The organism is Curtobacterium sp. PhB190, from assembly GCF_004365385.1.
Classification (GTDB): Bacteria; Actinomycetota; Actinomycetes; order Actinomycetales; family Microbacteriaceae; genus Curtobacterium.
Genome location: NZ_SODN01000001.1, coordinates 513,357 through 539,633 on the forward strand (window position 1 = coordinate 513,357; position 26,277 = coordinate 539,633).

Here is a 26,277-nt window from a genome sequence, read left to right on the forward strand (position 1 = left end):
TCAGGAGCGGTTGCGGCGTCCCCACGGTGCGCAGGCGAGCAGCACGAGGAGTCCGCCGAGCGACAGGAACAACGCGATCGACCCCGAAGCGAGCGACGCCGGAGTCGTCGAGGTACCGAGCGGCACGTCGGTCACCATCGAGGTCGCGGTGTACTCGGGGACCCGGTCGATGGTGCGTCCGGACGGGTCGATGACCTGCGAGGCGCCGACGGTCGAGATGTTGACGAGGGACCGACCGGTCTCGATCGCCCGCATCCGTGCGATCTCGAGTTGCTGCAGGTTCTCGTCGGTGCCGGAGAAGTCCGCGTTGTTCGTCTGCGCGAGGATCACCTGCGCTCCCCCGCGCACCATGTCGCGGGTCAGCCCGTCGTCGACGATGTCGAAGCAGATCGCGATGCCCGCCTTGATCCCCGCCACCGGCAGGACGTTCGGTTTCGTCCCCGGCGTGTAGTCGCGCTGCAGCAGGCCGATCAGGGACGGCGCGAGCTTCGAGAAGAACCACCGGTCCGGCACGTACTCGCCGAAGGGCACCGGGCGCTTCTTGTCGTAGGACGACTGCCAGCCGTCGGCGGTCCACACGAACGACGTGTTGTGCAGCACCCCGGACGGCGTCTGCGTGATGGCTCCGGCGACCAGCGACGCACCGACCGAGTCGACGACGGCGTCGAGCGACGACGCGATCACGGGCTGCTGGCGCGGGTCGAACTCGGCGGAGGCCTCGGGCCACACGACGAGGTCGACGCCCTTCGCATCGACGTCGGTCGCCGCGACCTGCGCCGCCAGGACCTCGCCCGGCGCCGCACGGTCGAAGTACCCGGCCGGCCCGTTGCCCTGCACCGACTCGATCCGGATGGTGCCGGAGGTCGCGGTCGGCCAGGCCGGCACCGCCAGCACGGCGGCGACCAGCAACCCGGCCGTCGCGACCCGGACCGGCAGCCGCAGGGTCGCGCCCGGCGCCCGCGGGGACACGAGGGCGAGCGACACGACGACCGCGACGCAGTAGACGACCACGAACGTCACCCCGAGGACGCCGACGTACGCGGCCAGGTGGGTGAACGGACCCTGCGACTGCGACAGGCCGACGCGCCCCCAGGCGAAGCCGCCGTACGGCCAGCTCCCGGAGAACCACTCGCGTCCGGTCCACAGTGCGGCGACCACGGCCGGGAGGCCCCACACGCGTCCGGCGGTCGAGGGCACCACGCGCGCGACCCAGCGGTACGCGAGGGCGATCGCGACGCTGCCGAGGGCGAAGAACGCCGCCTCCAACAACGCCAGTGCGAACCACGGGACGGGTCCCAGGTAGCGCCCAGCCCACGAGATGGCCGGGATCCAGAACGCGGCACCGGCCACGTAGCCGAGCCACGCGGCCCTGCGGGCACGCTGGCCCATCGCGGCGAGCAGCATGCACGCGAGCGCCGGGAAGGCCAGGAACCACCAGCCGGGCGACGGGAACGCGAGCGCGAAGAGCACCCCGCCGATGACGGCCAGGGGCAGCGCGCTGCCCAGCGGGAGCGCCGCGAACGGGCCGTCCGCGACCGCACCGCGGCCCACGCGCGCGGGCACCCCGCGCACACCGGTCTCCGGAACCCGCACCGTGCCTCCTGTCAGACCGCGGCGTAGGCGACGATGCCGCGGCGCACCGCGTCGGTCGCACGTCGGGCGGTCTGGGCGAGGTCGTCGTCACCGGCGTTCCGGATCTGGTCGAGCAGGTCGATGACCTGCTTCGACCAGCGGACGAAGTCGCCGGCGGGCAGGTCGAGGGTGCGGAGGACGTCGTCGAGGGCCGAGCCGGAGGCCCAGCGGAACATGCCGACCGCCATCGCCGGGGTGGGCGGCACCGAACCGGCCAGACGGGCGTCGCGCTCGATGTCGTCGAGGCGCGACCAGATCGTCAGGGTCTCGTCGAGCGCCGGACGGAACGCGCCGCGCGGCAGTGCGTGCTCGGTGCCGGGGGCGTCGTCGCGGCGGGGCTGGTAGATGATCGTGGCGGCCATCGCGGCGAGCTGCGCCGGGGTGAGGTCCTTCCAGACGCCCGCCTCGAGGCACTCGGCGACGAGCAGGTCGCGGTCACCGTAGATGCGCTGCAGGCGGCGACCACCAGCGGCCACGGTGGCCTCGCCGTTGCCGGCGTCGACGAGGTAGCCGAGCTGCAGGAGCACGTCGGTGACCCGGTCGAACGTGGTCGCCACGGCACCGGTGCGGGACCGGATCTGCTGGAGCAGCTTGTCGTTGACGCGCTTGAGCTTCCACCAGCGCTCCGCCCAACGGGCGTGCGCCTCGCGGTCGGGGCAGGCGTGGCAGGGGTGCCGCTGCATCTGGCGACGGACCGCCGTGATCGCGGCCTGCCGTTCCTGCCGTGCGCCGTGCGAGGCCTCGCGCCCACCGGGCACGTTCGTGCGCTCGAGGTCGGAGAGCTCGCGGCGGAGCGTCGAGTACTCGGTGAAGTCGCCGAGGTGGCACTGCATGGCCTCGCGGTAGCCCTCGAGGGACTCCTGCTGCGAGCGGACCTTGCGGGCCAGGTCGACCACGGACCGGTCGGCCTGGAACTGCGCGAACGAGGTCTCGAGGACCTCACGCGTGCGCTGCCGCCCGAACTGGTCGATCAGGTTGACGGCCATGTTGTACGTCGGCTTGAACGACGAGTTCAGCGGGTAGGTGCGTCGGCTGGCGAGCGAGGCGACGGCCTGCGGGTCGAGGCCGTCGGTCCACTGGATGACCGAGTGCCCCTCGACGTCGATGCCACGGCGTCCGGCACGCCCGGTGAGCTGGGTGTACTCCCCCGGGGTGATCGGGACACGGGCCTCGCCGTTGAACTTCTCGAGCTTCTCGAGCACCACCGTGCGTGCGGGCATGTTCACACCGAGCGCGAGGGTCTCGGTGGCGAACACCACCTTGAGCAGCTTGCGTTGGAAGAGGTTCTCGACCACTTCCTTGAACGCGGGGAGCATGCCGGCGTGGTGCGCGGCGACCCCGCGCTCCAGGCCCTCGAGGAACTCCCAGTAACCGAGGACGGCGAGGTCCTCGTCCGGCAGGGTGCGGCAGTGGTACTCCGCGGTCTCGCGGATCTCGTTGCGCTCCGGGACCGTGGTGAGCGACAGGCCGGAGCGCAGGACGTTGCGGACGCCCTGGTCGCACCCGGCGCGGCTGAACACGAAGAAGATCGCGGGCAACAGCATCCGCTCGTCGAGCATGTGTGCGATGCGTTCGCGGTGCAGTTTCTCGGTACGCGGCCCACGGCGGTCGTGGTATCCCCCACGCCCTCGTCCGCCACGGTGGCCGCCGCCGTGCCGTTCGCTGCGCGAGGCACCGCCGACCATGCGGAGCAGTTCCGGGTTGACGCGGTTCGTCGCCGCCGCACCGCTGGAGTCGAACAGGTCGACCATCTTCGAACCGACCAGGACGTGCTGCTCGAGCGGGACCGGGCGGTCTTCCGACACGATGACGTCGGTGTCCCCGCGGACGGCCTGCAGCCAGTCGCCGAACTCCTCCGCGTTGGACACCGTCGCGCTGAGCGAGACCAGCCGGACCTCGGTCGGCAGGTGCAGGATCACTTCTTCCCACACCGCACCGCGGAACCGGTCGGCCAGGTAGTGGACCTCGTCGAGGACGACCCAGGCCAGGTCGTCGAGCAGGTCGGAGTCGGCGTAGATCATGTTCCGCAGGACCTCGGTCGTCATCACGACGACCCGCGCCCGCGGGTTCACGTTCGTGTCACCGGTGAGCAGGCCCACCTCGGACTCGCCGTAGACCTCGACCAGCTCGGCGTACTTCTGGTTGCTCAGGGCCTTCATCGGCGTCGTGTAGAACACCTTCGCCGTCGGCTGCCGCATCGCCAGCCAGATCGCGAACTCGGCCACGATCGTCTTGCCGGCACCGGTCGGCGCGGCCACGAGGACGCTGCGGCCCTGGTCGAGGGCGTCGCACGCGGCGAACTGGAACGGGTCGAGGTCGAAGCGCAGGTCGGCGCGGAACAGCTCCAGGTTGCGGGAGCGGTTCCGGACCTTGGCGGCGGCGAAGCGCTCGGCCGCGCTGAGGTCCGCGCCCGTCACAGGCCGTACTCTTCGTCGAGCTTGGCCTGCTTCTTCGCCACCCTGCGGTCGTGGAACCAGGCCACGACGCACGCGGCGATGTAGAGCACCACCATCGGGACGGCCAGCAGGAACATCGAGATGACGTCGGCGCTCGGCGTGACGATCGCGCAGAAGACCAGGATGCACAGGATCGCGATGCGCCAGGACTTGATGATCGCCGCCGCCGACAGGACGCCGACGAAGTTCAGCAGCACGATGAAGACCGGCAGCACGAACGCGATGCCGACCGCGACGATGAGCTTGATGACGAAGTCGTAGTACGCCTTCGCGTCGACGATCGAGGTGTCCTGGCTCGACACGAAGCTGCCGAGGATGCCGACCACGTGGGGCAGGATGTACCACCCGAAGTAGCACCCGGCGAAGAACAGCGGGATCGCGGTGCCGAGGAAGCCCCACACGTACTGCTTCTCGCGCCGGACCAGGGCGGGCACGATGAACGCCCAGATCTGGTAGAGCCACACCGGGCTGGCGATGACGATGCCGATCGTGATCGCGATCTGCAGCTTGAGGTCGAACGCGCCCGTGATCATCGGGAAGTTCAGCTCGGCCGTGTGCCCGCCGACCTTGGCGAGCTCGGCCACCGGTGCCCGGAGCGAGTCCAGCACGAACGGGGTCAGGAACCATCCACCGACCGCGGCGATGACCACGGCGATCACTGCGCGGAACAGGCGGTTGCGCAGCTCGATGAGGTGCTGCCCGAGCGACATGCGGCCTTCGGCGTCGTTGTCACGGCGCCCTTGCCGCCTCGCTCGCCCGCGCGCGGTCGTCGAAGCCATGGGTCGATCCTACGGGGTGGGGACCGACAGTTCGGCGCGCTCCGTGCGAACGCACATGCAGAGGCGGCCAGCCGGCCCGGTCAGCCGGCGGCGAGGGCGGCGGCGGCGAAGTCGCGCACCGCGTCCCGCGCGGCGGGCGGGTCGAGCACCACGGCGCGGCCGGGCAGCCCAGCGACGAGCCGGACCACGCCGTCGAAGCCGTTCGACGCCGCGAGCCGGATGCGTACACGCGCCTCGGCGTCGGGGGCGTCCGCGGTGTCGGCGAGGAAGTCGGCCACGAGCGGCAGCGACGACGAGTCGAGTTCGACGGTGACGATGACGTCCTCTGCCGACTGCTGGAACAGCGTGTCCGGGATCACCACCTGGTCCGCCGACTTCTCCACCGCACGGTCGTCGACGCGTGCACCGGACATCCGGTCGAGGCGGAAGGTCCGGAGCGCCTGCCGGTCGAGGTCCCAGGCGCGGAGGTACCAGTCGGTGTCGATCGACTCGACGCGGAGCGGGTCGACCCGGCGGGTGCCGCCCTGGGTGCGCGGACCGGCGTACTCGAAGGACAACCCGCGGCCGCCGGCCATCGCACGACGGATCGTGGCGAGGGCGACGTCGTGCAGGTCCTGCCCCACGGCCACCGTCGAGGCGGCACCGCCGGCACCGCGCGACAGCTTCGCCATGAGTGCTCGGATGGCGTCGCGGTCAGCGGCCTCGGGCAGCGCGGAGAGGTACTGCAGCCCGGCGATGAGCGCCGAAGCCTCTCGCGCGGACAGTCGGGGCGAGTCGTCGATGGCGACGAGGTTCGTGAGGACGATCATCTCGTTCTGGTCGAAGTCGTCCCAGGCGATGTCGAACAGGTCGCCGTGCTGGTACTGCATCGTCTCGCCGGGGACCCCCGACACCGCGATGAGCTCGACGGCGCGGCGGATGCGGGCCTCGGGGACGCCGAAGTGGCGCGCGGCCTCGGCCACGGAGACGCGCTCGCGGTCGATCAGGTACGGCACCAGGGCGAGCAGGAAGGCGAGCTTGTCCTGCGCCTGCAGGGGTTGGGCGTCAGCCACGGGCGGACTCCTCTCCGTCGCTGTGGTCGCGCACGAGCGCACGGAGCCGCTCGACGACGCGCAGCCGCAGGTCCTCCGGCTCGAGCACCCGGACCTCGGGTCCGAAGGCGGCGAGTTCCTCAGCCAGGATCTGCGGGTCGACGTGGTGCAGCACGAGTGCGCCGTCGGCGTCGGTCTCGGTGTCACGACGGCGGGCGAGCCGCCGCTCGGCGTCGGAGCCGGGGGTCACCGCGATGCGCGCCGTGCGGGCTGACCAGATCCGTTCGAGTTCGGCGAGCGTGCGCTCCCCCGCGCCCACCGGGGCGGTGTGCTGCCCGACGTCGTACTGCGTGACGGGTCCGACGATGCGTGAGAGCAGGTAGTTCTTGTCCGAGTCCGTGGCGAACTCGTGGGCGGCGAGCATCCAGCGGCCGCCGTGCTGCACCAGGGCGAGCGGGGCGAGCTCGCGACGACGGGCCTCGTGCTGGCCCGGCGTGATGTAGTCGAACCGGACGGCGGCACCGCGGTCGAGGGCGGAGCGGAGCGGCTCGAACGCCGCGTCGCGTGCTCGGAGCCGCGGGGCGTACGCGTCGACGCCGAGCTGGAGTGCGCCGTCGTCGTCCTCGGAACCCGCGGACCGGACCTTCAGCAGCCCGCGACGCGAGTCAGCGGACAGCGCGCCTTCGCGCCAGGCCATGGCGGCCAGCGACAGCAGGGCCGACTCGTCCGGGGTGAAGCGGACGTCGACGGGCAGGTCGTACTCGCCCTTCGGGATCCGGTAGCGCAGCGTCTGGTTGTTGCCGGCGGCGCCCGGTGTCTCGATGGTCTCGAGCGGGATGCCGAGCTCGCGGACGTCGTCCTTGTCGCGCTCGAACTGCCGCTCGAGCGAGGCGTTGTCCCCACCCGGTGTGAACCGCTGGCGGTAGCCCTGCACGTTGGTCAGGATCTCCGCCTTGGTCAGCCCGGACTCCGTCGAGAGCAGCGCGAGCACGAGGCTGAACAGCCGCTCCTCTGCGGGCACACGGGGCACACGGGTCGCTGGCACGAGGCGATCCTACGGCAGCGCGGGTGCACCGGAGTGCACCCGCGCCGCGGTCGGTGGACGGTGTGGGAGCGTCAGCTCGACATCGCTCCGAGCACGTCGATGACGTACGCGTAGGCGGTGCCCTGCTGGTTCACGACGGCCAGGACCTGGTCGCCGACGTGGTGCCCGACGATGGCGTTCCGCACGCCCTCGTCGACCTGGCCCTTGGTGAGCGGCACGGTCTGCGCGCCCGAGCCGTCGGTCCAGCTGGAGCCGGCCACGGACGGGTCAGCGCCCCACGTCACGGCGGTGTACTTGATGACCGCGGTGTCCTTGGCGGTGAGCACGCGACCGGACCCCTTGCGGAGCAGGTGCGTCTCGTTCGACTTCGGCGCGTTCCACGACGGGATCGTGATGCCGGGGGCGCCGGACGGTGCGAGCACGACGGCGGGCATCTTGTCGCCAGCGAGCTGCGGGGTGCCGGTCGCGCGGGCGTCGAAGGCCCGCTTGACGTCGATGACGGCGATGACGGCGTCCTCGGTCTTCGCCGACGAGCCGCTGTCGGTGGTCGCGCTGGTGTCCGAGCTGCTGAGGGCGCTCTTCGGCAGCGCGACGGCCAGGCGGTCGCCGACCTGCGCGCACTCGAGCGACTCGCCGAGGGCGCCGTAGTTGCTCGCACCGGCGGTGATCGGAGCCGTCTGCCCGGAGTACCCGCTGGTCTGCGCGACCTCGCCGGTGGCGCCGTCGACGAGCGTGTACTCGATCAGGACGGGGGTGCCGTCGTCGATCGTGCGGCCGTCGCCCTGCTTCAGGACGGAGACCTGCGTGCCCTTCGTGGTGAGTCCGCTCGGGATCGACACCTTCGGCTCCTTGCCGAACGCGCCGGTGGCCGTCACCGCTTCGGACGCCGCACCGGGTGCGGCGCAGCTCGAGGGGGTGGTGCCGGCGCCGTTCGAGGCGCACGCCGTGAGCGACGCCACGAGACCGATGGTGACCAGGAGTGCGGGGATGGTGCGCACGGACCCTCTTTCCGTTCGATGCAGGACGAGCACGACCGTCAGCCTACCGTTCGCCGTCGGTCGGCTCGGACGCGTCGCTGACGGGCTCGGACCCCTCGGCAGCGGCTGCTGCGGACCCGGCCTCGGCAGCGGCGACCTTGCGGGCCTGTGCCGCCGACTGCCGTGCGACCTTGCGGAGCTTCTTGTCGCTCGTCGCGCGCTCGCCCACGGCGCCGGGGGTCCAGGCTTCGATGTCCTCGTCGGAGAACTCGACCTTGCCCGCGCGGCGCTTCAGGTTCGGCAGGACGGTGCCGTCGGCGAGACGACGGGCCGTGATGAGGAACCCGGTGTGCCCGACCATGCGGTGGTCCGGTCGGACGGCGAGCCCCTCGACGTGCCAGGTGCGCACCAGGGTCTCGCTCGGCATCGGGTCGGTGAAGCGGCCGGTGTCGCGCAGGGCCTCGGCAGTGCGGGACAGCTGGGTGACGGTCGCGACGTAGCAGACGATGAGTCCGCCGGGCACGAGGGCGTCGGCTGCGGCGTCGACGCACTCCCACGGCGCGAGCATGTCGAGCACCACGCGGTCGACACTCTGCTCGTCGACGGCGCCGGGCAGCTCCTCGACCAGGTCTCCGACGGTCACCGACCAGTTGTCCGGGACGGCGCCGAGGAACGTGCCGACGTTGCCCTGTGCGATCGCGGCGAACTCCTCGCGACGCTCGAAGGACTGCAGCTGCCCCGTCGGACCGATCGCCCGCAGCAGGAACAGGGAGAGGGCACCGGAACCGACGCCGGCCTCGACCACCCGGGCGCCCGGGAAGACGTCCGCGAACGCCACGATCTGGGCGGCGTCCTTCGGGTAGACGATGGCGGCACCGCGCGGCATCGACATCACGTAGTCGTTGAGCAGCGGACGGAGCGCGAGGTACTCGTCGCCCGTGCTGGCCCGGATCACCGAGCCGTCGGGCTGGCCGATGACGTCGTCGTGCCGCAGGACCCCGCGGTGCGTGTGGTACTCGCCGGCGGTCTCGAGGGACAGCGTCGTGAGCTTGCCCTTCGGGCCGGTGAGCTGCACTCGGTCGCCGGCCCGGAACGGGCCACGCGGCGGCGTGTGGGGCGCGCCACCGGCGGTGTGCGGCAGGGCCGCTGTCGGGTCGTCGGTGTGGCTCATCGGGTGACTCCCTCGGTGTCCGCAGCGTGCGCCGGGTCAGGAGCCGGGCCTCCCGTCACGGCAGCGCGCGCGGCCAGCGCCGGCCCCGTCAACTCGACCAGGCGGTCGACGTCGACACCCGACAGGGTGGTCAGGTGCACGTCACCGCCGGCGATCTCGGACAGCGGGACGATGTGCTCGACGGCGACCGTGACGGCGCCGGAGGCGACGGCCGAGGCGACGCCGGTGGCGGAGTCCTCGATCGCGACGCACGCGGTCGGCTCGACGCCGAGCTGGGCGGCGGCGGAGAGGTAGGCGTCCGGGTACGGCTTCGGACGGTCGACGTCGTCACCGGCCACGACGACGCGGAACCCGCGCTCGCCCAGTGCCTCGGCGGCGACGAGTGCCATCTTGCGGCGGGACATCGTCACCAGCGCGGTGGGGATGCCGCGGGCGTGGAGCTCCTCGACGAGTTCGCGGGCACCCGGGCGCCACGGCAGCTCACCTGCGCGCAGGTGCTCCATCACGTATTCGGTCATCCACTGGATGATCTCCTCGACCTCCATGTCGACGCCCTTGGCGCGCAGGAGCTCGCCGGAGCGCTCGAGGCCGGAGCCGACCAGGGACAGGCCGTCCTCGTGGGTCCACTCGGCGCCGTAGCGGTTCGTCAGGTCGACCTGGGAGCGCTGCCAGATCGGCTCGGTGTCGATGATCGTGCCGTCCATGTCCCACAGCACGGCTGCGGGCGGGACGAGGGCAGGAGGATGCGCGGTCACGGGCGACGAGTCTACCGGGGCCGTTCCGCTGGGCGCGGACGGGCATGCCCGCGGGCGTCGCCGGGGCCTACAGTGGATGCCTGCATCGTGTCCGGCCGGGTGCCTCGTCGTGCCCGCCCCGCTCCGCTCCACCACCAGGAGGTCCGCTCCGTGCCACAGCACTCCCCCTTCAGCGACGGCCGGTTGCTCGTCGTCGCCTTCGAGGGCTGGAACGACGCCGGCGAAGCCGCGAGCGGACTCGCCCGCCGCATCGTCGAGTCCCTCGGGCTCGACGAGCTGCGCGAGCTCGACGGGGAGCGGTACGTCGACTACCAGTTCAACCGTCCGACCATGGGATCCGACGAGACCGGCGCCCGCGGGGTGCAGTGGCCCCGCATCGTGCTGCACGGCCCCGGGGCCGAGGGCCGTCCGGTCATCGGCGCCACCGGCTCCCCGACCGACCGCGACGTGTTCGTCCTCGTCGGTCCGGAGCCCTCCCGCACCTGGCGCGGCTTCTGCGCCGAGATCATCGACCTCGCCGACGTGTACTCGATCGACGCCGTCGTCTTCGTCGGCGCGATGCTGGCCGACGTGCCGCACACCCGACCGATCTCGGTCTTCGTCTCGAGCGAGAACGCAGGCGTCCGCACCGCGTTCGACGTCGACAAGTCCTCGTACGAGGGTCCGACCGGCATCCTCGGCGTCCTGGCCGACGCGATGGACAAGGCCGGGCTGACCACGCTGTCGCTCTGGGCCTCGGTCCCGCACTACGTGCACAACTCGCCGTCGCCCAAGGCCACCCTCTCGCTGCTCGACAAGATCGAGGAGCTCACCGACGTCACCGTGCCCCGTGGCACCCTGCTCGACGACGCCACCGAGTGGGAGGACGGCATCGACGCCCTCGCTGCCGACGACGAGGACATGGCCTCGTACATCGGGCAGCTCGAGCAGGCCCGCGACACCGTCGACTCCCCCGAGGCCTCGGGCGACGCGATCGCGCAGGAGTTCGAGCAGTACCTGCGGCGCCGCGAGCACAAGGACGGCAAGGACGGCGGTACCGCTGGTGGCGAGGGGCCCTGGCGGCCCCCGCAGCCGCCCCAGCAGTAGCCGACACCCCGCTCGGTTCCGCCGAGAGGTCGCGGACTGTCGGCTGCCGCCAGCCTCGGCGACAGTTCGTGACCTGTCGCCGGCACGCACGCGACGTGTTGCGACCGCACGGCGGACGGGAGGCACGGGGCGGGTCCGCCACGGGCCTCCCGTCCGGGGGTCGCGAACGGTCACGGCAGCCCGCTCACCTCCGCAGGGTGGTCGCGAATTGTCGGTTGCCGCTCGCTCAGGCGACAGTTCCTGACCGAACGGCGACCGGCACACGACGTGTCGTCACCTGTCGACGCAGGCCGACAACGACGCCGCCGGCCCGAGCTCAGGCCAGACGGATGCCGAGCAGCGCGTCGATCAGGTCGGCGAGCTCCGGCGTGCACGCAGTGCCCCCGGCGATCGCAGTGTCGACCGCGGCGACCGCACCCGGCGTGTCGAGGTCGTCGGACACCCGCGCCCGGATCCGGGACGCCACGTCGGCCGCATCGTCGGCGTGCCCGGCGGATGCACCCGATGCCCAGGCGTCCCAGGTCGCCAGGCGCGTCGTGGCACTCGTGAGCTCGGCGTCGAACCACTCCCAGTCGTCGGAGTACTTGTGCGACAGCAGCGCGAGCCGGATCGCGCGGGGGTCCGCGCCGTCGTCGAGCAGCCCCCGCACGGTGACGAGGTTGCCGAGCGACTTCGAAATCTTCGTGCCCTGGTAGGCGATCATCCCGGTGTGCACGAACGCGTGTGCCAGGGGCTGGTGCGCCAGGGCCGCTGCGTGTCCCGCGCTCATCTCGTGGTGCGGGAAGACGAGGTCACTGCCGCCGCCCTGCACGCTGATCGGCAGGCCGAGGCGGTCGCCGGCGATGACGCTGCACTCGATGTGCCAGCCGGGCCGGCCGGGGCCGATCTCGGAGTCCCAGCTCGGCTCACCGTCGCGGGCCGCACGCCAGAGCAGCGGGTCGAGCGGGTCGCGCTTGCCGGGTCGCTCCGGGTCGCCGCCGCGCTCGGCAGCGAGCGTGAGCATGGTCTCGCGGTCCAGGCCGCTCTCGTCGCCGAGCGACCACGCGTCGGTGGGGTGGTTCACGTCGAAGTACAGGTCATCGCCCTCGGCGTCCGGGGTGGGGACCTCGTAGGCGGAGCCGGTCTCCTGCAGGAACGCAACGGCCTCGGCGACGCGGTCGACCTCGTCGGTGACGGCCACGAAGTCGTCGGGCGGCAGGATCCGCAGCGACTCCATGTCGCGACGGAACAGGTCGATCTGCGACGCGGCGAGCTCGCGCCAGTCGACGCCGTCGCGGGTGGCGCGCTCGAGCAGCGGGTCGTCGACGTCGGTGACGTTCTGCGCGTACTCGACGTCGAGGCCGGCGTCGCGCCACGCGCGGCCGAGCGTGTCGAACGCCAGGTAGGTCGCCGCGTGCCCGAGGTGGGTGGCGTCGTACGGGGTGATCCCGCAGACGTACAGCGCAGCGCGCTCCTCGCCCTGCGTCGGGTCGACCGGCTTGCCGGTGGCGGTGTCGTGCACGACGGGCCGCGGCGCTGCGCCGGGGACGTCGGGGACGGACGGGGCCTGCCAGGCCCTCACGGCTGGATCACTCCGAGCGACAACAACACGATGAGAACGATACCGAGTGCGATGCGGTACACGACGAACGGCATGAAGCTGCGCTTGCTGATGTAGTTCATGAACGCCGCGATCACCACGAACCCGACGACGAAGGCCACCACCGTCGCGATGAGCGTGTCGGCGAGTCCGAACGGCGCTCCGTGGTCGCCGAGGCTCGTCGCGGCCTCGTACAGGCCGGACAGGAACACCGCGGGGACGGCCAGCAGGAACGCGAACCGCGCCGCGGCCGGCCGCGTGTAACCGAGCGCGAGCCCCATCGACACGGTCGCGCCGGAGCGGGAGACCCCGGGGACGAGTGCGAGCACCTGCGCGAGCCCGATCAGGATGCCGCCACCGAAGGTCATGTGCTCGATCCGACGCTCCTTGCGGCCGACGACGTCGAGCACCCCGAGCACGATGCCGAAGACGATGAGCACGATCGCGACGATCCAGAGCGAGCGGAACGTGGTCTCGATGGAGTCCTTCAGCAGGAGCCCCGCGATGCCGATCGGGATGGTGCCGAGGATCACGAGCCACCCGAGGCGCACGTCGGGGTCGCCCTTCGGGACGTCGCGCCGGAACACGGAGCGGAACCACCGCCCGATGATCCGGGTGATGTCCTTCCAGAAGTAGATGAGCACCGCGGTCTCGGTGCCGAGCTGCGTCACCGCGGTGAAGGCCGCGCCCGGGTCCTTCGCGTCGGGCAGGAACAGCCCGACGATGCGCAGGTGCGCGCTGGAGGACACCGGCAGGAACTCGGTGAGCCCCTGGACGAAGCCGAGGAAGATCGCCTCGAGGATGTGCACGCACGGGCCTTTCGGGGGAGGTCGGTCAGGACACCGCCACGCAGGCGACCATGAACAATATCAGTACGTGGCCAGGAGGTCCCCGAGAACACGCCGACCGAAGGCCAGCGAGTCGAGCGGAACCCGCTCGTCGACACCGTGGAACATCGCCGGGAAGTCCACGCCGGCGGGCAGCTGCAGCGGCACGAAGCCGTACCCGGCGATCCCGAGCGTCGACAGCGCCTTGTTGTCCGTGCCGCCGGACAGCAGGTACGGCAGCACCGGGGCTCCCGGGTCGTGGCGGCCGAGGACGTCGCGGACGGCGTCGACGAGCGGTCCGCCGAAGTCCTGCTCGAGACCGATGTCGCGGAAGGACATCACGACCTCGACCTCGTCACCGGCGAGCTCCCGCACACGCGCCAGCACCGACTCCTCGTCCCCCGGCAGGCAGCGGATGTCGACGAGCGCCTCGGCCGTGTCCGGGATCACGTTGTGCTTGTAGCCCGCGGTCAGGACCGTCGGGTTCGTCGTGGTGTGCAGTGCGGCGTGGATGAACCGCGAGGCCGAACCGGTGGCGAGCGCGACCTCGTCCGGGCCCGTCACGGTCGGGTCGACGCCCAGGAACCGAGCGACCTCGGCGACCATCGCGTCCGTCGTCGCCGACAGACGCACCGGCCACTCCTCGCTGCCGATCCGGGCGACCGCCGCGGCGAGCTTCGTCACGGCGTTGTCGCGGATGACGTGCGAACCGTGCGCAGCCGTACCGCGGGCGACGAGCTTGATCCACATCAGCGCCTTCTCGCCCGTCTGCAGCAGGTAGGCACGACGGTCGCCGAGGGTGATCGAGTACCCGCCCACCTCGCTGATGGCGGCGCTGGCCCCGGCGAAGACCTCGGGGTGGTGCTCGACGACGTGGTGCGAGCCGAGGACTCCCCCGGCTTCCTCGTCGGCGAAGTACGCGATCACCAAGTCGCGCTCGGGAGCCCCCTGCGCCGCGATGACGTCCGACAGCGACGTGAGCATCATCGCGTCCATGTTCTTCATGTCGACGGCGCCCCGCCCCCACAGCGAGCCGTCCTTGACGACACCGCCGAAGGGGTCGACCGACCAGTTCGCCGGATCGGCCGGCACGACGTCGAGGTGCCCGTGCACCACCAGGGCCGGCTTGTCACGATCGCGGCCGGGCACCCGCGCGACGACGCTCACACGATCCGGCTCGGACTCGAACAGCTGCGGCTCGAGGCCCAGCCCGCGCAACTTGTCCTCGACGTAGTGCGCCGCCTCGGTCTCGCCGCGCGACTTCCCCTCGCCCCAGTTCGTGGTGTCGATGCGGATGAGGTCGCGCGCGATCGCCGCGGTGGCCTCGAGCTCGGGCGCGGTCGGCTCCGGGTTCGTCATGCCACCACGGTATCGGTCCGCACCGACGCGCCCCGGCCCGGTGACGCCGGAGGACGCGCCGGGTACCCAGCCCTCTGGACGCGCCCGGGATGCGCGGCCGTGTTCATCGGGCGTTCAGACCCGTGCTAGTGTTTTCTCTCGGCAGGGACGCCGGGGAAACCCGGGGAAATTGCCACACATCCAGTCCGGATGGCGGAATTGGTAGACGCGCTAGCTTGAGGTGCTAGTGCCCGTATTAGGGCGTGGGGGTTCAAGTCCCCCTTCGGACACAGAAACATGCAATGCCCCCTGACCTTTCGGTCCGGGGGCATTTTCTGTTGCGTCTCCCGGCGAGTGCCGCCATCGCTGCGCTCAGGGCGTCACCGCCTCGGCCAGTTCGCTGCGCTCACGGCCACCGCCCGCCAGTTCGCTGCGCTCACGGCCAGGGGTGGGGGCACGGCCAGTTCGCTGCGCTCACGGCCGATGCGTGAGCAAGTTCCGACAGACCACCAGGGGAACGACTCGTGTGCTGTCGGAACATGCACACGCACTGGATGAGTGCGCATCTTCCGACGGAGCACGCGTCGATCGACAAGTGGAGCGTCGGAAGATGCGCACGCATCCGGCAGCGAGCAAGACAGCGCACGCACGAACGGACGGGAGGCGCGGTGCCAGCTGACACCGCGCCTCCCGTCCGTCAGGTGGTTGCGTCTAGGACTTCGACGCCTCGACGAAGTTGCGGCGCGGGTCCGTCTCCTTGATGAGCGAGGTCGCGTCGCGGCCTGAGACGGCACCGGTGACCCAGCCGATGACGATGCGCGCCTTGCGGTTCAGCGTCGGCATCGCGTACACGTGGTACGCGCGGTGGGCGAGCCAGGCGAGCAGGTTCGTCATCTTGATGCCCTTGATGTTGGCGGCACCCTTGGCGACACCGTACGAGGCAACCGTGCCGATCGAGGGGTGGCGGTACTCCTCGAGGGGCTTGCCGGTGATCGTCGCGACGACGTTGTCCGCCGCGACGACGGCCTGACGGACGGCGTTCTGCGCGTTCGGCGGGTAGAACGCCGGCTGCTTGTCGGCGGTCAGGTCGGGCACCTGTGCGACGTCGCCGAGACCCCAGACACCCGGGACCACTTCGTGCGTGTCCTCGGCCTCGACCTGGAGCTTCGCGTTGGCGGCGAGGTGGCCCTTCGGTCCGCGGGGCAGGTCGGAGGCGTCGAGCAGCGGGTTCGGCTTCACGCCGGCGGTCCAGACGAGCAGCCCGGTGGGGATCTCGTCGCCGTCGGAGAGCTTGACGATGCCGCCCTCGGCGCTCGGCATGGTGGTCTTCAGGCGCACGTCGATGCCGCGGGCGCGGAGCGACTCGAGCGTCCACTTGGACAGCTCCGGGCCGACCTCGGGCGCGACACGGTCGAGCGCGTCGATGAGGATCCAGCGGGGGTGCTCCCCCGCGAGCGACGGGTAGGTCTTGATGGCGGCCTGCGAGACGTCGAACAGCTCGCCGATCGCCTCGACGCCGGTGTAGCCACCGCCGACGAAGACGCTGGTCAGCAGACGACGACGCTCGTCCTCGTCACGGGTGGCAGCGGCCTTGGCGATGTTGTCGAGGAGCTTGGCGCGCACGTAGGCGGCCTCTTCCACGCTCTTGAAGCCGACGCCGTACTCCTCGAGTCCGGGGGTCGGGAAGGTGCGGGTGACCGAGCCGAGTGCGACGACGAGCTGGTCGTAGCCGAGCGTGCGGTCGTCGCCACCGGCGGTCGCGATCGAGACGGTCTTGTCCTTCGACGAGATGCCGGTGACCTTGCCCTGGATGACGCGCGTCTTGCGGAGCGCACGGCGCAGCTCGACGGTCACGTCCTTCGGGGCGATGTGGCCGCCGGCGACCTCGGGCAGGAACGGCAGGTACGTGTAGTAGGTGTTCTGGTCCACGAGCGTGATGCGCATGGGCACGGTCGCGGCGTGCTTCTGCAGCTGCTTGACGGTGCTGTAGCCAGCGGAGCCGCCGCCGAGGACGAGGACGTGAGGGATCGAGTCTGCCATTCCTCCGGTCTACCGGATACGGGCCGTCAACGTCATGAACGCCGCACTTCCTGAGCGAATCAGCGCTCTCGGAGTCGCCACCAGGCCGTCTCAGCGAGGTCGAGACCCATGTAGACCCCGTGCGCGGTGCGTCGGGACTCGGTCAGCGAGAACCGTCGCAACCGGTACCCACCGCCGAACCGGTCGATGATCGCCTCTGGGGAGGACTCGGCGTCGCGCTTGACGTACCAGGTGCGGTCGTCGACGGACTCGATCACGGGCGGACCGCCCGGACCGGACCCGTCACCGGCGCCCGCCGATGCGGGAGCGCAGGACGTCGATGCGCTTCTGGATCTGCTCGATGCTCGCCTGTGCCACGGCCGGCCCACCGCTGATGCGCCGGAGTTCGGCGTGGATGGAGCCGTGCGGCTCGTTGGAGTGCCGGGACCAGATCGACACGAGTCGCGCGAGCTCGGTCCGCTGCTCCTTGATGGTCATGTACATCGGGCGGTTCTCGGGCTCGGCGGCCTTCGGCTGGCCGTCCTTGACCGCCCGGCCCTTGGAGCGCTTCGCCTGGGTCGCCTGGCGCGCCCGGAGCAGGTCGCGCACCTGGTCGGGTTCGAGGAGCCCCGGGATGCCGATGAAGTCGAGTTCCTCGAGCGACCCGACCTCGCCGCCGGTGCCGAACTCGCCGCCGTCGTAGAGGACGCGGTCGAACGACGCCTGCGAGTCGAGCGCCTCGAACGGCTGGACCTCGAGCAGGCTCTCGGACGCGCGGTCTTCCTTGGTGGCCTCGGCCACCATCGCGTCTTCGGGGTTGTACATGCCGTCGTCGGCGTCCTTCGGACGGTCGAGGGCGTGGTCGCGTTCGAGCTCGAGCGTCGCCGCCAGTGCCATCAGTCCGGGCACGCTCGGCAGGAACACCGAGGCGGTCTCGCCACGGCGCCGAGCACGCACGAAGCGACCGATCACCTGGGCGAAGAACAGCGGGGTGCTCGCGCTCGTGGCGTACACGCCGACGCAGAGCCGCGGGACGTCGACGCCCTCGGACACCATGCGCACGGCGACCATCCACCGCGAGGTGTCGTCGGCGAACGCGCTGATCCGGCTGGACCCGGCGGCTTCGTCGGACAGGACGACCGTCGGCCGCTCCCCCGTGATCTGCTGCAGGATCCGGGCGTAGGCGCGGGCCGTGGTGGTGTCCGTCGCGATGACCAGACCACCGGCGTCGGGCACGCCACGGCGCACCTCGGTCAGGCGCTTGTCGGCGGCGGACAGCACGGCCGGCATCCACTCACCCTCGGGCGACAGCGCGGTGCGCCAGGCCTGCGCGGTGATGTCCTTCGTGACCTGTTCGCCCAGGGAAGCCGACATCTCGTCGCCCATCCGGGTCTTCCAGCGCATCTGGCCGGCGTACGCCATGAACAGCACGGGCCGGACGACGCCGTCCTTGAGCGCCCGGCCGTAGCCGTAGTTGTAGTCGGAGATCGAGGTGCGGATGCCCTGCTCGTCGGGGGCGTACTGGACGAACGGGATCGGCGCGGTGTCGGACCGGAACGGCGTGCCCGACAGCGAGAGCCGTCGGGTGGCACCGGAGAAGGCTTCCCGGATGCCGTCGCCCCAGGTGAGTGCGTCGCCGCCGTGGTGGACCTCGTCGAGTACGACCAGGGTGCGCCCGCCCTCGGTGATCGTCTTGTGCACCTCGGGGTTCATGCCGACCTGGGCGTACGTGATCGCGACGCCCTGGTAGTGCCGGCCGAACATGCCGTCGCCGTTCTTGAACATCGGGTCGATGCGGATGCCCACGCGGTCAGCGGAGTCCGCCCACTGCCGCTTCAGGTGCTCGGTGGGGGCGACGACCACGATGCGGTCGACGGTGCCGCGCGCCAGCAGCTCGGTGGCCAGGCGGAGCGCGAACGTCGTCTTGCCGGCGCCGGGCGTCGCGGCCGTCAGGAAGTCACGCGGCTCGGACTCGAAGTACTTCGTGAGGGCTTCGACCTGCCACGCCCGGAGCTTCGACGCGGTGCCCCACGCGGCTCGGTCCGGGAACGCCGGCGACAGGTGCTGGACGGCCGAGTTGCCGGCTGCCTCGGCCAGGGCGGCCGCGTCGGCTTCGTCCCGTGCCACGGCGTCGGCGTGCGCCGATGACTGCGCGGACACCGACGACGAAGACGTCGACGACGTGTGATCGTCCCCCGACTCGGCCCACAGCGTGGCGGGCTGCTGATGTTCGTACTCCGCTGCGCTCACTGGACCTGATTCTACCGCCACCGTCAGTCCTGCCTGGCGTGCGGGACGTGGCCGTCGGGGGTCCGGCGGACCAGGGATGCCGGTCGCAGCACGCCTGCGCCGAAGCGCGCGGCGACCGCGTCGACCGTGGTCTCGGTCTCGCGCCACGGCGCGTCGTCGTCCCAGAGCGCGTTGCTCGCGGCGGCCGGCACGAGGTTCTCGCCGCGGACCCCGATGAGCCGGATCCGGTTGCCCGGTCGGTGCAGCACGTCGTACAGCTCGACGGCTTCGCGGTGCAGCCGCTTGGCGACGTCGGTGGGCTCGGCGAGGGTGCGCGACCGGGTGAGCGTGGTGAAGTCGGTGTAGCGGACCTTGAGCGCGACGGTGCGGGCCTGCACGTCGGCGTGGCGCAGGCGGACGGCGACCTTGTCGGCGAGGCGCAGGAGCTCGCGCGCGACGTCGTCCCGCTCGGTCAGGTCGTGGCCGAACGTGACCTCGTGCCCGATGGACTTCTCGCCCACGCCGGTGTCGACGACGCGTGGGTCGCGCCCCCAGGACAGGTCGTGCAGGCGCTGGCCACCGGCTGGCCCGAGCGCGGACACGAGTGACCCGAGGGGCGTGTTCGCCAGGTCGCCGACGGTGCGGATGCCGCGGCGCTCGAGGGTCTCCTGCGTCTTGCCACCCACGCCCCACAGCGCCGAGACCGGCTGCGGGTGCAGGAACGCGATGGTGTCGGCCGCGGGCACGACGAGCAGCCCGTCCGGCTTGGACCGGCTCGATGCGAGCTTCGCCACGAACTTGGTCGACGCGGCGCCGACCGAGCAGTGCAGGCCCGTCTCGGCGTGGACCGTGCGCCGGATGGCCCGGCCGATCTCCCACGGCGTGCCGTACAGCCGGAGCGCGCCGGCGACGTCGAGGAACGCTTCGTCGATGCCGAGCCGTTCGACCCGCGGCGTGAACCGGTCGAAGACCGCCATCACCGCGGCGGACTGGTCGCGGTACTTCTCGAAGTGCGGCTCGACGATGATCGCGTTCGGGCAGCGGCGCTTCGCGATGGCCATCGGCATGGCGGAGTTCACGCCGTACCGACGGGCTTCGTAGGTGGCAGCGGTGACCACGGAGCGGTCGGAGTCGTGGCCGACGATGACCGGCAGACCCACCAGGTCGGGTCGGTCGAGCAGTTCGACGGACGCGAAGAAGGCGTCCATGTCGACGTGCAGCACGGTCGCCGAGACGTCGTGCACTGGCGCGTCGGAGACGAGCCGGTTGCTTCCGTCCTGCTTGCTCACACCGAGATGATGCCAGGGACCACCGACATCGCCGGGCTCACCGTGCGCCGGGGGCCGCCGAACGCGTGGCGGTCTCGCCGAGAACGGTCGCCCGGTGCCGGTCGGCCAGCAGCGCGAGCGCCTCGTCGATGCGGCCCAGCGCGTGCGCCGCGACCTCGACGGTCTGCTGGTCCGGACCACCCGCCGCCGCGCCCACCGCCGTGTCGAGCTGGTCGCCGACCCGCGCCCAGACCGGCGCCGGCGCGGCGGACCGTGGCCCGGCCACGATGCCGTCGGCCAGGTCCGCGATCGACGCGGCGAGGCGGTGGGCGGCACCGACCAGGGCGGCGGGCGGGTCCTGCGGGGGCGAGCCGAGCCTCCCGGCCGCCTCGCGCGCGAACGTCGCCGCCGCCTGCAGGGACGTCCGGGTCCTGGCATCCGCGCGGGCGGGTCCGCCCGTCGGGAACCGCACCATCGGGCGCAGGACGGCGTCCAGTTGGTAGGTGGCCGCGTCGACGGCGCGCGATCGTGCGCGCAGGTCGGGTGCGGCGGCATCGGTGGCCGTGTCGGCGGACCGGGAGGCCCGGCTCGCGCCCGCACCGTCGGTCGCGTCCGCCTCGGCGTCCGCATCGACCCCGACCAGCGCGAGCACGAACGCCCGGACCGCGGTCAGCTGCCGGCGCACGGCCCGTCGGATGACGGCCCGGGTGGCGATCGGGAGGACGACGGCGCTCACGAGCACGGCGACCGCGGCGCCGAGCAGGTTCTCGGCGAGGCGGATCGGGATGAGCGAGTCGGTGAAGCTGCCGGAGAACGCGTACACCTGGCACAGGACGACGACCAGGCACGCGACCCAGACCGAGTAGACGCCGCCGAAACCGTACGTGCCGACCGCGAGCAGGACGCAGACGAGCACGAGCGTGAACCAGGGGTGCGCCGTGCCGACGACGTGCACGAGGACGATGCCGACGGCGCCGCCGACGACCGTGCCGACGGCGCGGTGCAGGCCCTTGCGGACCCGCTCGTGCGTGGTGTTCGTGCCGGCGAGGACGATCATCACGCCGATCACGCCCCAGTAGAACCGCGGGCCGTCGAGCAGCAGCGCGAGGGGCTCGACGATCGCGACGGCGATCGCGGCGTGCACCGCGGTGCGCAGCGAGACGGAGAGTCGCCAGCGGCGCCAGGGGCCGTCGGCGACGGTGTCGGCGAGCACCGGCACGGCCCCGGCCGGGCGGCCGCCGGCGAGGACGACGGGCGTGACGAAGGGCGCTGCCAACGCGACGCCGTCGCCGCGGCGCGGCAGTTCGTCGCGGAGCTCGCGCCACCGCAGCCCGGCGCCCTGCAGGTCGGTGAACTCGGCGGCCATCCGACGGACGACGGCCGTCGTGCGCGAGTCGGGGTCGCCGGCGGACGCCGTGATGCCGTAGCGGGCGAGCAGGGTCTGTGCGGCGTCCTCGCCGTGCCCGCCGCCGTGGCGCAGGACGATCGTGACGGCACGGAGCGCGGCGTGCCGGACGTCCGACGGCGCGCCGTGCTCGACGAGGGCACCGGCACCGCGCCCGAGCTCGTCGACGGCGAAGTGCGTGTCGAACACGAGCCGGTGGAGCTCCTCGGCCGTGGTGTCGGCGTCCACCCCGCTCGCGGCGAGCATCCCGTCGACCGTCAACGCGATCTCGTGGTACCGGTCGCGGCTGCGACGGAGGCGGCGCAGGGTGCGGCGTCGTGCGGCCGGGTCGTCCGCCGCGGCGAGGACGGCGGCAGCGGCCTCGAGCACGGCCGAGCCACGGGCGACGAAACCACGGCGGGTACGCAACAGGGCACGGTGCGCGTCCGGTCGGAGCACCAGGCGGACCAGGACCGTCGCAGCGAGCGAAGCGGCCACGACCAGGCCGAGCGGCACGACACTCGTCTCGGGCAGCGGGAGGAGCAGCCCGCACAGGTACCCGGCGAACCCGACGATCGCGGCGTCGGCGGCCCACGCGCCCCACGCGGCCGCGGCGAACTGCAGGAACAGCAGCACGACGATGAGCACGAGCTCGAGGAGCCGGAACGGCTGCAGGGCGATGCTGCCGGCGAGGGCGACGACGAACGGCACGAGGACGGCTCCGGTGCGGGCAGCCGTCCGGCCGGTGCTCGGGTCGACGATGACCAGGCAGGTGATGAACGCGGGCATCGCGCCGATCATCACGCCCAGGATCGCGGGCAGGCCGAACGCTGTCGCGACGGCGTACCCCACGGCCATGCCGGCGGGCACCGCGACCAGGGTGCGGAGGGCGCCGTCGGTCTTCACGAGCCCGGGGTCGAGCGCGAGGGCCGCGTCGGCGAGTCGCCGGGAGCGGGTCCGTCGACGGGGAGCGGTCCGGTTCGTGGTGTCGGTCCTCGGCACGAGTCGGCCGCCTCCTCTGCGCTCGGGAGGCTAATCGTACCGGATGCTAACTATCCGGCTGTGCGGTCGGCAGCCGCACGGTGCGGCCTTCGGCGCTCGGTGCGAGGTTGATCGCTCGGTGCGGCGCTACAGGGCCGCACGGAGGGATCAACCTCGCACCGGGGCACGCGGCCGGCCGCACGCGTCCGCGTCAGGCGGGCGGGCCGAGCACCGACGCCGCGAGCGTGCGCGCCGCCGAGTCCCGCGACGACGGGTGGTACTGGCCGGCCCGGACGTCGCGCGCCAGGCGGGCGAGTTCGCTCGAGGACCGGAACGCCGAGCCCCCGACCACCCGCATGGCCTCGTCCACCACGTGCTGGGCGGTGTCCACCGCCCGCGCCTTCGTGCCGACGAGCAGCGGGAACCACCGGGCACCGAGGTCGTCCTGTTCGTCCACCGATCGGGCGAGCGCGTCGACCTGCAGGGTGATCGCGTCGACGGCGCCGCGCAGGTCCGCGATCGCACGCCGGACGTCCGGGTCCTGCGACCGGAGCGAGCCGTCTGCCGCGACGCGACGTCCGACGGCGGACACCGCCAGCGTGATCGCACGTTCGGCGATCCCGACGTACACCGAGGCGATGAGCAGCTCGAACGCCGCGAAGACCCCGAACACGAGCGGGTCCTGGTTCGGCCCGACCGGCAGCGACCGGACGATGCGGTCGGCGGGGACGTGCACGCCGTGCAGCTTCGTCGTGCGGCTCTGCGTGGCCCGCATGCCGAGGGTGTCCCAGTCGTCCAGGTGCTCGACGTCGCCGTCGGACCGGAGCACGAAGCCGTGCACCAGCCGCGGTTCCGGGCCGGAGGTGTCCTTGCCGAACACGCTCAGGACGTCCCACGCCGGTGCGAGCGAGGTGAAGACCTTGGTACCGGTGAAGCGGTACCCGCCGTCGCCGTCCGGCTCCGCCGTCGTCGACGAGTCGAACAGGACGGCGTCGTTGCCGGGTTCGCTCACCCCGAAGGCCAGCAGGTGGTCGTCCGACGCGTGGTCGGTGACGGCCTGGAGGAACGACGCACCTCGCGCAGTCACGGCGCGCGCCGCCTGCACCCACACCTGGTGCATCCCCAGGCCGAGCGCCGTCGCCGGTGCGGCCTGGGCGAGGGTCCGCTGGACACCGACCGTGGCGCGGAGGCCGAGACCAGAGCCACCCTGCGCCACCGGCACCCCGATGCGCAGGTAGCCCGCGGCGCGGAGTTCCTCGAGGTCCTCGGCGCAGAACGCGTTGGCGGCGTCGTACCCGGGGGCGCGTTCGGCGATGCGGGCGAGCAGGTCGTCCGGCACGGTCCAGGCGGCTGCGCCCGTGTTGGCCTTCGTCATGGCACGAGACTATGGTCCGGAGCGTGTCAGATCGTCATCCGTGGTCCAGGTACGTCGCGATCGGTGACTCGTTCACCGAGGGGATCGGCGACCCCGACCCCACCGTCCCCGGGGGGAACCGGGGTTGGGCGGACCGAGTGGCCGAGGTGCTCGCCCACGGGTCCGACGACTTCGCGTACGCCAACCTGGCGATCCGCGGGCGGCTGCTGCAGCAGATCATCGACGATCAGGTCGAACCGGCGCTCGCGCTCCGTCCGGACCTGGTCACGGTGTCCGCCGGGGGCAACGACATCATCCGGCCGGGCTCCGATCCCGACGAACTCGCCGAGCGGGTGGACGCCATGGTGTCCAGGCTGCAGAGCGACGGCGCCACCGTGGTGCTGTTCACCGGGCCCGACGTCGGCATGACGCCGGTGCTCGGCATGGTGCGCGGCAAGACGGCGATCTACAACGAGAACCTGCACGCGATCGCCCTGAAGCACGGCGCACTGGTGGCGGACATGTGGGCCCTCCGGGTGCTCCGCGACCCGCGCATGTGGGCACCGGACCGGCTCCACCACTCCCCCACGGGGCACGCCACGATCGCCGCCGCGGTGCTCGACGCCCTCGGCGCGCCGCACGGTCTGGAACCGTTCAACCCCGAACCGCTCGAGGCCCGGCCGTGGCGTGAGGCCCGCGCCGAGGACCTCGGCTGGGCGAAGGAGTACCTGGTGCCGTGGGTCGTCCGCCGCATCAAGCACACCTCGTCGGGCGACGGCGTCTCCGCCAAGCGCCCCGAGCTGCAGGACGTCGTCGAGCACAAGTCCGACACCCCGTAGCCGGACGACGCCCATCCGAGTCCGCACGCCTCCCCGGCCGCACCCCACCACGGTCATCGCGCCCCGACTCCCCAGGGCGCGATGACGGCACGGGGGCGCGAACCGCGACGTGCGCACCCTGTGGTCGGCAGAGGTCAGTCGGCGGGCCGGTGCAGCGTCAGCGCGCCGTCGTGCAGCGGTTCGGTCTCCCACGTCGTCCCGACCGTGCCCGCGTCGAGGTCGACGCGCAGGTGCAGCAGGTGCGGTGTCTCCACGAAACGGAGCGCGACGAGCACGGCGCCGTCCGGCTGGGTCGCGGCGCTCGCTGCGAGGGCACCCTCGACGGCCCACTCCCCCTCGCCGACCGGCACCGACGCCGACGCTCCGTCGGCCGACACGGTCAGCCGGATCCCGTGGGCCCCGCGGTCGAAGCCCACGGCGTCGAGCGCCGCACCGGGCAGCACGCGGAGTGCACGACCGGCCACGTGCTCGGGGACCGCGGCGCCACTCACCGCGGGCAGCCCCAGGGAGGCGAGCCGGGCCTCCAGGACGGTGTCCGCACCCGTGTCGGACGGCCGGTCGACGGCGGGCAGCAGGTGCTGCCAGGCCGCGTCGAGGACCGCCTGCATGTCGAGGCTCTGTCCCGTGATCGCGAGGACGACGTCGTGCTCCGGCAGGACGACGCAGAACTGGCCGTAGGCGCCGTCGCCGCGGAAGCCGTGGCGGGCCATCCAGAACTGGAAGCCGTAGCCCTGCGACCAGTCCGGGTTCTCCTCGTCGAGGTTGTCGATCTGCTTGCGCGTGGCGGCCGCGACCCAGTCCTCGTCGAGGATCCGCTCGCCCTCCCAGACGCCGCGCTGCAGGTACAGCTGCCCGAGCGCGGCGACCGCCGACGTCGTGGTGTAGCAGCCACTGAAGCCGAGCTCGCCGCCGGACTCGTCGCGGCGCCAGGCGAGGTCGTCGATGCCGAGCGGGTCGAGCAGCCGGGGACGCAGGTAGTCGACCAGCGAACCGCCGCTGACCCGCCGGACGATCGCGGCGAGCGTGTACGTGCACGGCTGGTTGTAGGTGAAGAGCGAGCCGGGCTCCTCGTCCGGCGGCAGGAGCAGGAAGCCACGCACGACGTCCATGCGGTCGGCCTCACGAGCCCGGTCGATGGCGTCCTCGCGGTGCCCGCTCGCCATCGCGAGCAGGTGCCGGACCCGGATGCGGCGGCTGCCTTCGTCCGTGATCTCGTCGTCGAGCTCGGGGAAGTACGACAGTGCGGTCGCGTCGAGGTCGATCAATCCCTCGCGCACCGCGATGCCGACCGCCGCTGCGGTGAAGCTCTTGCTGAGCGAGTAGAGCAGGTGCACCCGGTCGGCTGCGTACGGCTGCCACCACCCCTCGGCAGCGACCTGGCCGTGGCGGAGCAGCATCAGGCTGTGCGGCTCGACACCGGGGGTCGACTCGAGGGCGTCGACGAACGCGAGCACACCGCGGGCGTCGATGTCGAGGGCGGAGGGGGTGGTCCGGGGGAACGTCTTCGTCGTCGTCACCCGTCCGACA

20 protein-coding genes and 1 tRNA gene are annotated in these 26,277 nt (G+C 72.0%); 3 read left to right on the plus strand and 18 right to left on the minus strand.

The genetic code is table 11. The features are described 5' to 3' along the window. From lnt to EDF47_RS02380, 8 genes are all read right to left on the minus strand, one after another. Positions 1-1,593: an apolipoprotein N-acyltransferase gene (lnt, locus tag EDF47_RS02345; protein WP_243833988.1), complete on the minus strand. Its 1,593-nt coding sequence runs from the start codon at positions 1,591-1,593 to the stop codon at positions 1-3. A gap of 11 nt (positions 1,594-1,604) precedes the next feature. Continuing rightward, complete coding sequence (locus tag EDF47_RS02350) at positions 1,605-4,049, minus strand: DEAD/DEAH box helicase (protein WP_123339651.1); 2,445 nt, start codon at positions 4,047-4,049, stop codon at positions 1,605-1,607. Continuing rightward, positions 4,046-4,798, minus strand: coding sequence for a twin-arginine translocase subunit TatC (gene tatC, locus EDF47_RS02355; RefSeq protein WP_111084003.1), 753 nt, complete (start codon positions 4,796-4,798; stop codon positions 4,046-4,048). Before tatC ends, EDF47_RS02350 begins: the two co-directional genes overlap by 4 nt. Positions 4,799-4,947: 149 nt before the next feature. Then, a complete protein-coding gene (locus EDF47_RS02360) occupies positions 4,948-5,919 on the minus strand; it encodes a WYL domain-containing protein (protein WP_123937905.1) in 972 nt (323 codons plus the stop codon). Next, complete coding sequence (locus EDF47_RS02365) at positions 5,912-6,943, minus strand: WYL domain-containing protein (protein ID WP_123294400.1); 1,032 nt, start codon at positions 6,941-6,943, stop codon at positions 5,912-5,914. Before EDF47_RS02365 ends, EDF47_RS02360 begins: the two co-directional genes overlap by 8 nt. Before the next feature lie 71 nt (positions 6,944-7,014). Beyond that, a complete protein-coding gene (locus EDF47_RS02370; RefSeq protein ID WP_131880148.1) occupies positions 7,015-7,941 on the minus strand; it encodes a hypothetical protein in 927 nt (308 codons plus the stop codon). Positions 7,942-7,984: 43 nt separating this feature from the next. Then, on the minus strand, positions 7,985-9,091 hold the full coding sequence (locus EDF47_RS02375) for a tRNA (adenine-N1)-methyltransferase (protein ID WP_235035825.1): 1,107 nt from the start codon (positions 9,089-9,091) through the stop codon (positions 7,985-7,987). After that, the gene (locus EDF47_RS02380; RefSeq protein ID WP_243698093.1) at positions 9,088-9,846 is read right to left on the minus strand and encodes an HAD family phosphatase; all 759 of its coding nucleotides are present in this window, start codon (positions 9,844-9,846) and stop codon (positions 9,088-9,090) included. The genes EDF47_RS02375 and EDF47_RS02380 overlap by 4 nt, the downstream gene beginning before the upstream one ends. 150 nt (positions 9,847-9,996) lie before the next feature. Between EDF47_RS02380 and EDF47_RS02385 the strand changes: the two genes are divergently transcribed. Beyond that, complete coding sequence (locus EDF47_RS02385) at positions 9,997-10,932, plus strand: PAC2 family protein (protein WP_123312593.1); 936 nt, start codon at positions 9,997-9,999, stop codon at positions 10,930-10,932. 316 nt (positions 10,933-11,248) lie between these two features. On the opposite strand, the gene mshC is transcribed toward EDF47_RS02385, so the two are convergent. From mshC to EDF47_RS02400, 3 genes are read right to left on the minus strand one after another with little or no spacing between them, the layout of a single operon-like run. Then, positions 11,249-12,493 (minus strand): cysteine--1-D-myo-inosityl 2-amino-2-deoxy-alpha-D-glucopyranoside ligase, encoded by a 1,245-nt coding sequence (gene mshC / locus EDF47_RS02390; RefSeq protein WP_123294396.1) that lies wholly within the window; start codon positions 12,491-12,493, stop codon positions 11,249-11,251. Further along, positions 12,490-13,320, minus strand: coding sequence for an undecaprenyl-diphosphate phosphatase (locus EDF47_RS02395; RefSeq protein ID WP_111083996.1), 831 nt, complete (start codon positions 13,318-13,320; stop codon positions 12,490-12,492). Before EDF47_RS02395 ends, mshC begins: the two co-directional genes overlap by 4 nt. 60 nt (positions 13,321-13,380) lie before the next feature. Continuing rightward, positions 13,381-14,697 (minus strand): M20/M25/M40 family metallo-hydrolase, encoded by a 1,317-nt coding sequence (locus EDF47_RS02400; RefSeq protein ID WP_131880150.1) that lies wholly within the window; start codon positions 14,695-14,697, stop codon positions 13,381-13,383. 183 nt (positions 14,698-14,880) lie between these two features. Here EDF47_RS02400 and EDF47_RS02405 point away from each other — a divergent pair. Continuing rightward, a tRNA-Leu gene (locus tag EDF47_RS02405) sits at positions 14,881-14,966 on the plus strand. Positions 14,967-15,387: 421 nt separating this feature from the next. Here the strand turns inward: EDF47_RS02405 and EDF47_RS02410 are convergent. From EDF47_RS02410 to EDF47_RS02435, 6 genes are all read right to left on the minus strand, one after another. Continuing rightward, positions 15,388-16,716, minus strand: a complete 1,329-nt coding sequence (locus EDF47_RS02410) for an FAD-dependent oxidoreductase (RefSeq protein ID WP_131880152.1) — start codon at positions 16,714-16,716, stop codon at positions 15,388-15,390. 59 nt (positions 16,717-16,775) lie between these two features. Further along, on the minus strand, positions 16,776-16,973 hold the full coding sequence (locus tag EDF47_RS02415) for a hypothetical protein (protein ID WP_123294394.1): 198 nt from the start codon (positions 16,971-16,973) through the stop codon (positions 16,776-16,778). A 25-nt stretch (positions 16,974-16,998) separates the two neighbouring features. Continuing rightward, positions 16,999-18,792: a DEAD/DEAH box helicase gene (locus EDF47_RS02420; RefSeq protein ID WP_131880243.1), complete on the minus strand. Its 1,794-nt coding sequence runs from the start codon at positions 18,790-18,792 to the stop codon at positions 16,999-17,001. A 176-nt stretch (positions 18,793-18,968) separates the two neighbouring features. Continuing rightward, entirely contained in the window at positions 18,969-20,213 is a 1,245-nt protein-coding gene (gene dinB / locus EDF47_RS02425; RefSeq protein WP_131880154.1) for a DNA polymerase IV, read from the minus strand. Positions 20,214-20,250: 37 nt separating this feature from the next. Continuing rightward, the gene (locus EDF47_RS02430) at positions 20,251-22,578 is read right to left on the minus strand and encodes an FUSC family protein (protein ID WP_131880156.1); all 2,328 of its coding nucleotides are present in this window, start codon (positions 22,576-22,578) and stop codon (positions 20,251-20,253) included. Between the two features lie 190 nt (positions 22,579-22,768). Continuing rightward, positions 22,769-23,932 carry an acyl-CoA dehydrogenase family protein gene (locus EDF47_RS02435; protein ID WP_133936606.1) on the minus strand — a complete coding sequence of 388 codons (1,164 nt, stop codon included), beginning with the start codon at positions 23,930-23,932 and terminating at the stop codon, positions 22,769-22,771. 11 nt (positions 23,933-23,943) lie between these two features. On the opposite strand from EDF47_RS02435, the gene EDF47_RS02440 reads away from it, so the two are divergent. Next, positions 23,944-24,750 carry an SGNH/GDSL hydrolase family protein gene (locus EDF47_RS02440; protein ID WP_243833989.1) on the plus strand — a complete coding sequence of 269 codons (807 nt, stop codon included), beginning with the start codon at positions 23,944-23,946 and terminating at the stop codon, positions 24,748-24,750. 134 nt (positions 24,751-24,884) lie between these two features. Here the strand turns inward: EDF47_RS02440 and EDF47_RS02445 are convergent, their stop codons facing one another. Further along, positions 24,885-26,267, minus strand: a complete 1,383-nt coding sequence (locus EDF47_RS02445) for a serine hydrolase (protein ID WP_131880172.1) — start codon at positions 26,265-26,267, stop codon at positions 24,885-24,887. Between the last annotated feature and the right edge of the window lie 10 nt (positions 26,268-26,277).